This is a genomic window from Oceanispirochaeta sp. (genome assembly GCF_027859075.1).
Lineage (GTDB): Bacteria > Spirochaetota > Spirochaetia > DSM-2461 > DSM-2461 > Oceanispirochaeta.
Map to the genome: position 1 here is coordinate 1 of NZ_JAQIBL010000268.1, position 10,623 is coordinate 10,623.

The 10,623-nt window shown below is 47.6% G+C and carries 10 protein-coding genes; 4 read left to right on the forward strand and 6 right to left on the reverse strand.

Going from position 1 to position 10,623, the window contains the following annotated elements; translation table 11 throughout:
- Positions 1 to 80 precede the first annotated feature (80 nt).
- From PF479_RS14850 to PF479_RS14875, 6 genes are read right to left on the reverse strand one after another with little or no spacing between them, the layout of a single operon-like run.
- Complete coding sequence (locus PF479_RS14850) at positions 81 to 2,969, reverse strand: efflux RND transporter permease subunit (RefSeq protein ID WP_298007991.1); 2,889 nt, start codon at positions 2,967 to 2,969, stop codon at positions 81 to 83.
- Positions 2,966 to 4,369: an Ig-like domain-containing protein gene (locus tag PF479_RS14855; RefSeq protein ID WP_298007993.1), complete on the reverse strand. Its 1,404-nt coding sequence runs from the start codon at positions 4,367 to 4,369 to the stop codon at positions 2,966 to 2,968. The genes PF479_RS14850 and PF479_RS14855 overlap by 4 nt, the downstream gene beginning before the upstream one ends.
- Positions 4,366 to 5,817, reverse strand: a complete 1,452-nt coding sequence (locus tag PF479_RS14860) for an Ig-like domain-containing protein (RefSeq protein WP_298007995.1) — start codon at positions 5,815 to 5,817, stop codon at positions 4,366 to 4,368. The genes PF479_RS14855 and PF479_RS14860 overlap by 4 nt, the downstream gene beginning before the upstream one ends.
- Positions 5,814 to 7,163: an efflux RND transporter periplasmic adaptor subunit gene (locus PF479_RS14865; RefSeq protein WP_298007997.1), complete on the reverse strand. Its 1,350-nt coding sequence runs from the start codon at positions 7,161 to 7,163 to the stop codon at positions 5,814 to 5,816. Before PF479_RS14865 ends, PF479_RS14860 begins: the two co-directional genes overlap by 4 nt.
- Complete coding sequence (locus PF479_RS14870) at positions 7,148 to 8,554, reverse strand: TolC family protein (protein WP_298007999.1); 1,407 nt, start codon at positions 8,552 to 8,554, stop codon at positions 7,148 to 7,150. The genes PF479_RS14865 and PF479_RS14870 overlap by 16 nt, the downstream gene beginning before the upstream one ends.
- On the reverse strand, positions 8,554 to 9,069 hold the full coding sequence (locus PF479_RS14875) for a hypothetical protein (RefSeq protein WP_298008001.1): 516 nt from the start codon (positions 9,067 to 9,069) through the stop codon (positions 8,554 to 8,556). Before PF479_RS14875 ends, PF479_RS14870 begins: the two co-directional genes overlap by 1 nt.
- Positions 9,070 to 9,178: 109 nt before the next feature.
- On the opposite strand from PF479_RS14875, the gene PF479_RS14880 reads away from it, so the two are divergent.
- The 4 genes from PF479_RS14880 to PF479_RS14895 all read left to right on the forward strand — a co-directional run.
- Positions 9,179 to 9,427, forward strand: coding sequence for a hypothetical protein (locus tag PF479_RS14880; RefSeq protein WP_298008003.1), 249 nt, complete (start codon positions 9,179 to 9,181; stop codon positions 9,425 to 9,427).
- 273 nt (positions 9,428 to 9,700) lie between these two features.
- Positions 9,701 to 10,015, forward strand: a complete 315-nt coding sequence (locus PF479_RS14885; protein WP_298008005.1) for a hypothetical protein — start codon at positions 9,701 to 9,703, stop codon at positions 10,013 to 10,015.
- A 3-nt stretch (positions 10,016 to 10,018) separates the two neighbouring features.
- Positions 10,019 to 10,354, forward strand: coding sequence for a type II toxin-antitoxin system YafQ family toxin (locus tag PF479_RS14890; RefSeq protein ID WP_298008007.1), 336 nt, complete (start codon positions 10,019 to 10,021; stop codon positions 10,352 to 10,354).
- 14 nt (positions 10,355 to 10,368) lie between these two features.
- The coding region (locus tag PF479_RS14895; RefSeq protein ID WP_298008009.1) for a hypothetical protein at positions 10,369 to 10,623 on the forward strand (255 nt) is incomplete at its 3' end.

Consider the following 10,623-nt stretch of genomic DNA (forward strand, 5'->3'; position numbering starts at 1 on the left):
ATTGAAGACCCCCCATGGCCGGGAAAAAAAGGAGGGAGAAGGCTAGAAAAAGAAAGATCGACCGGTTTCGGACAGAGACATCAATCATGACGCTGGGAGGACCGGACGAAGAGGGTCGGGATAAAAATCATGATCAGAATGGTGCCGAGAAGCATCCCTCCCATGACGGCCAGCGTCATGGATGCATTGGGATCTTCTCTTTTCCAGGCAGTTATAAAGACGGGAACCAGGGCGGCTATTGTAGTCAAGGTTGTCGCCGCTACGGGCCGGAGCCGTTGGGCTGAAGATGTGAGAACCTGAGTCAGGGAATTGTTTTTATAAGACGAGACAAGGAGGATGGCTGTATTAACTATGGTCCCCTGAAGGATAAGAAGCCCGATGAAGGAGTCGAGGTTCAGGCTCTGATTGAAGATCTTCAGCAGGAGGAAGCTTCCCGGCAGAGACAAAGGGATAGAGCTGAAAAGAAGCAAAGCCTTCCAGGGGGAACCTGACTGCATTCCCAGAATGAGATACATCAGAACCAGAGCGAATAGAAACAAGACGACCAGCTGATGCCCCTCGGTACCCCGGGTTTCCTTCATTCTTATCTCTTGAGGAAGTGTTTTTGCAAGAATCTCGATTCCGGTCATGCCTTTTCCCTCCCGGAAGGCTTTTATGGGTCTCATATTCTGCCTGTCCGACCTGTAAAGTTCGGCAGAATCAATCTTTTGGGATAAACTTCCCAGTTGACCGAGCCGTATCAGACCGTTTTCCTGTTTGAATCCCAGTTGCAAAAGATCCTCCTTACTGCCCCGGTACTCTTGAGAGGCTCTTAAAATGACAGGAATCTTTTCTCTTTCTCCTGACAGAAGGATTTCTCCAGCAACCGTGCCGCGGATCTCACTGGAGAGAGTCCTGAGGAGGGCAACTCCTGTTAATCCGGAGGCATTGAGGCTGTCTCTATCACTTTCAAATTGCAGTATAGGCAGATCCTGATTCATCTGATCCTGATACCCTTCAGGGAGGAGGAAGCCGTAGAGTTTCTCCCTGTCCTGACTCAGCAGCTCAATATTTTCCAGAATAGTGCCTCTTAAAAGGGATTCGAAAAGAGATTCCTCCGGTTCAAAGAAGGCCCGTTGATCCATGATCTTCATTAATTTCTCTTCATCCTCCCCCGGGATAAATTGAATATGAATATTGAGGTCATGGAGGCTGCGCCTGGCTTCTGAACGGGCCTTGAGATTGTCTTCATCAAAACCTGATTCAAGATAGATTCTTTCTGTCTTCATTTCCTTTTTGAGATCTCCGATGACCTGCTGTGCAGTTCTACGGACATCCTTGAAGTCTTTTCCCCGGGGTAAAGTCAAAGAAAGAACTCCTTTTCCAGTCTTTTGTGCAGGAAGAATCTCAACTGGGATGCTGAGGCACAGAAGGATGGTGCCCCCCAGTATCAGGAAGAACAGGGTGAGGACTCTGTTTTTATGTTTCAAGGAAATGTAGAGGATTTTTCTATAGGGTTTATTCCTTTTCGGGCTGCGTCTTTTACTGCCGTCTTCACCTCCCAGAAGGATAAAACAGGCGGGTGTAAAGAAGTGGGAAACCGGCAGCGACAGTGCAATGGTCAGAAGAATGGTTACAATCAGATCGTGGAATAAAACGGATGTAATGCCTGGTATAAAAAGGGGAGGAAGAAACACGATAATGGTGGTCAGGGCAGATGCAAGCAGGGCGGGGCTGACCGTTTTAAGGTTTCCCCCGGGACGGCTGATCTCTTCCAGTACAACAATGCTGCTGTCGGCAATCAGGCCGATCCCCACCACCATGCCCATCAGGGAGAGGGTGTTCAGGGAAATCTTTAGAAGATAGAGGAAGAAAAACACCAGCACCAGGGTCACCGGGATGCTGAGGGCGGTTATCAGGGGGATCAGCAACTCTCTGTAGAGTAGAAAGAGAATGGCGGATGCGGCAGCCAGGCCCCAAAGGAGGGCACTCAGAAGACTTCTGAAAGAGTCTTTAATCCTGGAACCGGATTCCTCTATCAGGACTATTTCCAGGCGTCCCTGATAGGCTCTCTGCAATTCAGGCAGAATTTTGAGGATGCTGCCGACAGCTTCAAGAGTTCCTGATGAGGCGCTTTTAAAGAGATGAATCCCAACCCCGTCCCGGCCTTCATATAGAAAGAGGGATGTGGGTTCTCTTCTCTCCATCTGAACAGTGGCAATGTCGGATAATTTTAAATTCCGACCCGGAAAGGGACTCAGTGCCCCAATCTCGGCAGGGGATGTAATCCCTGTCTCCATTTTTACCAGTCGTCTCAGGCCTGCGTCTTCGACTTTTCCGATACTCCGGTTTACAAGGTATCCAGAAAGAGCCTGAGAGCACTCATCCACCGTCAGATTCAGGGTCTCAAGAGAATCCATATCCAGATCAACATGGACTTCTGGTTTTCTCAATCCCCTTAATTCGACGAGGGAAACCTCCTCCAATTTCTGAAATTCTCCCTTGATTCCATACTGGACTAAACTGTAAAGCTCCTCGATGCCCCTACCGGGAGGCGGAATCAGAGCCAGGGTCACACAGGGACGGTGAGACAGATCCGATGTATATACAACAGGTTTTTTGACTCCCTGGGGAAGGAGAGGATAGAGGGTGTCAATGCTCTCCCGGACCTCCAGTGAGGCCTGATCCAGGTCGGCTCCCCAGTCGAAGCGCAGAGTCACAGAGCTGATACCGGCCTTGGATACCGAGTCCATGGAACTGACATCCCTGACTGTAGACAGGGCATTTTCCATCGGTATGGTCACAAGCTGTTCCATCTCTTCGGGAGGAAATCCTGGAAAGGCGGCGGCAATTCGTATTTCCGGAATCTGAAGATCCGGTAATTCTTCAAAGGCTAGCTCAAAAAAAGAGATTCCTCCAAAGAGAATAAAGGCCGTGCAGGCCATTAATACGGAAAGTGGATGTTCTTTTGTCCAGTCAAAAAGATTCATGGCTGATTCACAGTCAGATACCAGGGCTCTTTCAGAGAATTCCCCAGAGTATCCGACAAGGTTTCTGAAAGGGAGAATGTGACTATCCCGGGGAGTCCTGTATCGCTGATATTCAGGTGAATACGAATCAGGCTTTCTCCCGGACCGGGGGAAACGGCAGGTCCGGGTGTCTGAGAACCGTCATAGACCTCATATCCAATGGTTTCAAAGCTCAGAACCGCCGAATCAAAAGAGAGGGCATTCATCAAACTGAACTGACTGATTGTTCCGGCATCTGAGCGGACAAAGAGAAAATCAAGAAAAGCCGTCGTGGAATCTGATGCTCCCAGGGAGCTGTTCAGGCTCAAAATCTGTGGAAGAACCCCGGAACTGTCGGAACAGAAGGCTAATGAAATCACTTCCGGGGGGCGGCTCTCCACACCATCTGCTAAAAGGAGGTAATTCTGCTCCAGCAGGTTCAGTTCGTAATGCCCCTCCCAGTCGAGGGACTCAAAACTCAGGGTAAAGTCTTGAAAGTTGCTGTTCCAATTTACATCATAAGGAGATTCAGGAGTGAGGCGTACAAGATTCAATCGTTCTTCCTCATTCATGATTCTGTTGACATGCCCCGTTATGACATCATCTTTCTCCACTCCCGTATTGATCCCCGAAGGATCCAGCTCGCCGCCGGAGGAAGTAAGAATGATAGATTCCAATAGAGGATCATCCCGGGCAGTTACTGTGTATATCAGGTCTATTTCCCGATCCATCCTGTTCCCGGCCTGATCCATCAGGCTTTTTGAAATGGAGAGTGTATACTCTTTGCCGTTTTCAAAATCTTCCAGAGGATGAACAATGACTTTGTTGTCCACCCATTCCAGGAAATATTTCAGGTTCGGTACTATTGAAAAGGCATCCCTGAAACTCTGCTGATCCAGGGATTCAGAAAACAGCAGGGTGAACTCTTGTCTCAGATTTGTGATCTTTGAAAAATCGACTGGTTCGGCTTTCCTGAAAAGGGGGGCTTCATGGTCTGATCCTGTGGCAAATTCAGTGCTCCACTCTTGAGAGAAGGAATTTCCGAACCCGTCTTCTGCAGTTTTTTTCAGAGACATTGTGTAGGATTTATCCGCAGCAAATCCCTGATAGGGGAGAAATCGCATTCTGTTTTCCTCCCAGATGAAATCTCCTTGAATATCCACTTCATTTTCAGTCAGAGAAAAGGCTGCTTCTGTGAGGCTCTGGTTCATGGAAGTTGAGAAATCAAGACTCACTTCATGCAGCTCCGGGGCTTCCTGATTCTCTTCTCCGGGAGACCATGAAATGATCTCGGGAGCCTCCATATGTTTCAGCTCTTCGATGAACCGGCAGCTCACAACAGACAGTAGACAGATCAGTGCCGGAAGAAAGAGCCTTTTCATAATCGGGCCACCCGGAAGAGCTGACGGACATCCTCGGGGAAAAAGCTGCCCTCATCGTTGACAATGCCTCCTTCTCCCCCGGGCAGTTCCAGAATGTAGTAGTAGTCCGAAAGGGCATCGGCGTTGAATCCTGAGAACAGGACGGTCATGGTGGTGTCGGTGGTCCATGAAAATAGACCTGCCCGGGGACTGCCTCCGGAACTGAAGAGCTCGAAGATATTGAGCCTGGTTTGTACATTCTGTTTCTCCAGATCACTCGTAAAGGGTCTGGAAAAGGTAAAGCGGAAACTCAGGCTGAAAGGGGATACAGGACCGGCAGGCAGATCATAGGACAGGTCTGAATTGTAGCTGTTCAAGGTGAAACCACCATAGGACAGACATTCCAGAGTCAGCAGTGACTGTTCTTCGATAGCGGGAGTAAAATCGCAATAAAAATCTGAACTCATTGTGATTCCTGTATTTCCCTGGGCTGAAGAGGCGATGCGAAGCCTGTAGGATTGGGACATCCTGAATCCGTCTCTAGGCAGAAAAACAAGATCTTCTATGCCCGTCCTCAGGGGATCATTACTCCAGAAAAAATCACCTGCCAGTGAGGGGGTCAGGGTAAAGGCACTCTCAGTGAGGCTGTGGTCCATGGGCTGTGAAAAATGGATCCTCAGTGCCTGATCATGGGTCAGAGTTGTCAGACTCCCCTCAAGAGGTTCAAAATCGGTTGATCCATCTCTGCTGCAGCTCCCCACCGACAGGACCGATGGTATTTCCGTACCATATTGAACATAGAAAGAACTCTCCCATGAAGGAAACAGAGGGGTCCCCGAGCTGTTCTTGACTTCATCGGTCATTTTGATGGTATAAGTCTTCAGGTTCTCCCAGTCTTCAACCGGACTCAAAAGGAGAGTGTGATCCGACCATCTGCGGTTCATCTCTATGTCAGGACTGATGCTGAGACCCCTGACGAGGGACGCCTCATCTACATCATTTGAAAAATTGATCACTAACTCTGCATTTTCAGAGACAATGGTACCATCAGACGGCCAGAAGGAGAGAATCCGTAAGGGCGTAAACTCACTCTTCACCCAGTAGAAGGGCAGCGAAAGTTTTGATTCGACTGACTTGCCGTCACCGCGGGTGTAGTACCCGTTAAATTCAAGATGATATTCCAATCCAGCCACTGGATCCGACAGGGGGAACATTGTCAATGTTCTATCATCCTCCCAGAGTATTTTGACATCTACCTTGCCGTCGTGGTCTTTGATACTTACAGTTTGTTCCACCGAATATTGATCCACATCCTGAACAAAGCGGATCAAAACAGGACTGCCCTGACTCAACACTTCGTATTCCTCGGCGGGAGAAGATGTGTAATCTTCAGAATGATTCAGTTCCACCAGTGAGCAGCCGGGAATCAACAGAAGAAAGAATGCCGGTACCAAGCCGTGTATCTTCATCTGACCCGTACCTCCATTCCGTCTCTGAGAAGCTCAGAAGGGAGTCTGACGATTCGGTCTCCTTCCTTCAGGCCCTCCAGAACGGGGAATCTTCTCCCCTTTTCTTCTTCAATGGTTATTTTTTTAAGAAACAGATAATTCTGACGGATTATAAACACCCCAGGGTCTTCTGCTCCTGTGATGGATTCGGCTGGAATCATGATTTGTTCAATAGGATTTTTCAACTCTATCCGCAGCCGGACGAACTGACCGATTTTAAAGACGCCTTCATCATTTCCGATCAGAACCTTGACTTCTCCGCTTCTTGATTCCTTTTGAATCCAGGGTGAGATCATATGAATCTGTCCCCTGTGTTCGGATCCGTCACTGTCGCTTAAAACAAGAACTTCCTGGCCGGTTTTTACGTTGAGCAGGTCTTTTTCGCTCAACTGAAGGAGAGCGTAGACTTGATCTACCGGGTAGATCATGTATAGAGGCTGGTTTTCCTGAGCCCTCTCTCCAATATCCATATACTTTCGGGCAATGATGCCGCTTATAGGAGCCTTGATACGGCACTCCTCCATATACAATTCCAATGTCTTAATCCTGGTCAGTGCGGCCTGCCATTCCGATCTGGCCAGTTGTGCCTCCGCCGACTGAACTCTGGTGTTCAGCTCCATAAACAGGTTCTTCCGCTCTTCCTGATTTTCTGGAAGTTCATATCCTTCCCGGATTAGGTCTTCCTCCCTGAACCCGATCTTTTTAATGCGGAGACTGTATTCGGCTTGTTTCAAAGCGGTTTCTTTTTCACCTGAGCTCAGTTCGATGGACAGGAGTTCTTCCTGTGTGATGCCACCAGCCTCAAAAAGCAGCTTCTTGTTGTCCAGAATGGAGAAGATTCGGACAACATCATCCCGCTTCTGCTCCAGATCCAGTTCGGCATTCTTAATCGTATGAAATTGAGCCTCCATGTTTCTCCGGCTCTCATCCAGCCTCTGTTCCGCCAGGTTCAGGGCTGCTTTTTTTGTTTCAATGCCTGCTTTTGTTTCTTCCATCTGGAGTTCAAGTTTCCTCGTATCCAGCCGTGCCAGAACCTCTCCTTTTTGAACATCATCTCCTTCTTCAAAATAAAGGTCCTGAATGGTTTCTGTGGACTTTGGAACTACATCTGCCTTGTTGATATAGCTGATGGTTCCATAGGTAGATATCTCATTCCGGGAAAGCTCTTTACTACAGATGTACTCTTCCACAATAGGAGGAAGAACGGACGGAACAGATTCCTTCACCTTCTCTCTGCCGCAGGAGCCTGTCAAAAGAATAACAAACACCGTGGAAAGCAGACTTATTACTCTTATTCTGAGTACCATATTAAAGATCCCCCCTGTCTGTTGCTGGTGATGCCGCAAATCTTTTCCAGTTCCTTTTCTAAGCTGTATAGAGCCACAATGTTTTCAATCAGCTCGGTCTGATGATTGGATAAACGGATTTCAGACTTCACATAGTCCAGTCTCGTGAGTTCTCCGATCTTCATCCTGGCCTCTTCGATGATCAGTTTCTCCGATTCCAGACTGATTTTATCTCGGTTGATCTCCAGTCTCTGAAGGTTTAATTGGATGGATTGAGACAGGGAACCCACCTGAAAGGCAATGGACCGCCTCAGTTCTTCTCTCTGAAGCTGAGTCTTGTAAAGACTGGATCTTGCTGTGATGGGATCGATGAGGCCTTCCAGGTTTTCTGCTATATTCACTTCAGAATGGGCCGAGGCGTTATGCTCCAGGGGATTTGATTTTCCTGCCTGAAGACTGACGCTGCCTGGTAATAGAGGGGTTTGAAAAGTAAAAATAATACCCAGAGAGAAGGAGGGTTCATCCAAAGGGAAATCCATGGCTGATACCGAATAATCTGCTGTCCCTTCGATCTTGGGAATCCAGCTTATCCGTGAATCCAGAAGGACTCTTCTGGCATGGGCTTCCTGCAGATACAGGCTCATCAAATCTTTATTATATTCCTGGGCCTTGTTTTTCATATCGGGGATTAAGTTTTGAAGATCTCCCGATTCTGTAGCGTAATCTCCCCTGTAATCCTGATTCAGATGACCCATCAGAGGGGGAAGCTGCTCCAGGGGGAGGGACATCAGGGAGGCGAGGGCATACCGGCTCTTGAGGAGCAGTTCTTCCGTATCTCGTATGTTCAGTGAATATTCGACGGCACTGATTCTTATCTCCAGGTAGTCTGTCTCCCTGAGAACTCCCAATTCGACTTCCAGGGCGGCAATCCGAATCTGTTCCAGAAGGTTTTCATAGGAGCGTCTCTGAATTTCCAGGATTTGACTGTTTTTAAGGACATCCACATATTGGAGGGTCACTTCATGAGCAATGCTGTCTATCAGATCCTGGGCTTTGAGATCTCTGAGCTGCAGATTCCTCTCTGAAGAGCGGTAAGCTGCCAGATCCCGGCCTCCATTGAATAGCAGCTGGTTCATGGATAAACTGAGTTTCCTGACTCTTGAATCGGGGGCACCCTGAGTCACAGAATCCGTTTTTGAAAATCCCAACTGAAGGGAGGGAAGAAAAAGACGGAGCTGAAGACGGAGCCTGCGCCAGGCATCCTGTCTGTCCAGGTTCTCTGCAATAATGCGGCTATTCTGTTCCATGGCCATCTGGACCGATTGATCCAGTGTGACAGAATCCTGATTGAGTCCATGAAGGCAGGGGACCAGAATCAGCAGAATATAGAAAGTCAGGGTATAATCTTTCATCAGAACAGTTTTTTAAATCCCTTTTTGAGTTGGCCGTACATAAAGCTGGACGCAAAAAAAGAGTCTTTTGATTCTTCCGCATGGTAGTACCTGGCGAGGCAATTCCCCTCCCTGTCCTGTACGAGCAGTTCCAGTGACATGGTATTGAGGAGTCTGTAGTCTTTCATATAAGAGTATTCTCTGAGACTGAGGACCATCTCGACCTGGCCCCCGGGCTTCTCCCTGGCAAGGCTGTTTTGTCTATCAATAAGTAAGTTCAGGGACTGATCTGCATTTTTCAATATTTCGTCCCGATTCAGATCCGTTTCCAGACTGATCTCTCCCGGAAGAAGAAACATCTCCACATCTCCCCAGGATTCTGTGCACAGTACCTGAGCTGTCCCGGAATGGGGTAGATTCAAGGTGGAGCAGGAGCCGAAGAGCAGGAATATCAGCAGTAGAAGCAGAATGGCATTGGATTCATCGTTAAAACCATTCTTCTTTCTGCTGGAATACTTAAGGGCGCATGCCTTCATCCTTCACTCCTCCATACCTGTTCATTGTTTCAATTCTGTATAAACAACGCATGAGAATGGTCCGGTGCTTCATCGACTGCACTTATTGAAAATATCAGAGGTTTTGGGGATGGAATTAGATTCATGTTTTCCTTATCTTGAAAGAAAGAAGAGAGGCCCTATGAATATTCAAGCTTTGCATCCCAGATATATCACTGATGAACAGGGCAGAAAAACCGAAGTGATACTTTCTATTGAAGCTTTTAACCAACTCATGGAAGATTTTGATGACTTGGCTGTCATTGCTGAGAGGAAAGATGAACCAACAACATCACATGAAGACTTCCTGGCTGAACTGAAATCTGATGGCCTTATATAAATTAGAGTGGAAAAACACAGGAAAGATGTTTACAAATAGAAAAATGACTCCAGCCGTCAGACTTCGTAACTCCAGGCTCAGCTGCAGGCACTTTGTTGACAACGATTATCAATACCATTCTAACCGGCTGTTGATAACCGGGATTATCACTATGCTCAACTATGCGACCAATGGAGATTCACAAGAATTACAACTGCAAGCCTGTTCATCCGGGAAATGTTTTAAAAGAAGATGTATAAAAGAACTTGACTCAACCCTGCCACTCGGGATTAGATGAAACAAGCGGTTGAGGAAAGTGACTTAGGTGGCAGGATAAAACCGGAATGGGCGGCAGTTTTCACCGGAATGTCCACCATAAGGGAGGGTATGATGAATATTGATATGAAAAAACAGATATTATCCGAAATAGAATCTCTGCCTGAAACCAAGGTAGCATCTTTGCTCGATTACCTGCATTTCCTTAAACAAGAAAAGCAGGAGTATTACCCCAATGCCGAAACGATAGAGGCTCTTCAGGAAGACAGGAGCACTTTCAGCAAATACGATACAGTTGATGAGCTCTTTGATGAATTAGGGATCAACCTGTAATCCATGTATTCTATTGAAGCTTCCGGTAGATTCAAAAAAGACATGAAACAGCTGCAGAAATCAGGTAATAAGCAATATGATCTGACCGAAGTAGGAAAAATCGCCAAACGCCTCGCAAAGCCTGAAATACTACCTCAGAAAAACCATGATCCTTCTCTTTCCGGTAATTGGAAAGGATTTCGGGAATGCCATGTGTCTCCCGACCTGCTACTCATTTATTACTATGATGAAGAAGAACAGATCCTGGTGTTATACAGAGTCGGCTCCCATTCTGAATTATTCAGAATGGGAGCCGTCAGGCTTCGTAACATCCGGCTCAGCTGCAGGCCACCGACCTGACTGCTGCAGCCACTTTGTTACGATTATCAATTCCCATTCTAACCGGCTGTTGCCAGCACTGCGGAACTCGCCGGGGGTATACACCCGGCGAGTTCTGCGTCTTTGCGGATCGGGAAATTGCCAACCCTGTCGTGTGGGGTCGGGCTGCTCCAGGTTGCATGAGCGAGCAGCAAATCAGAATGATTTGTGACCAGCTCGGGCTCCGCTGTCGCTGCGGCCTCTTCGGGTCTGCCTGCGGCAACCTGCTTATAGCTTCGCTTTTGTTTTTA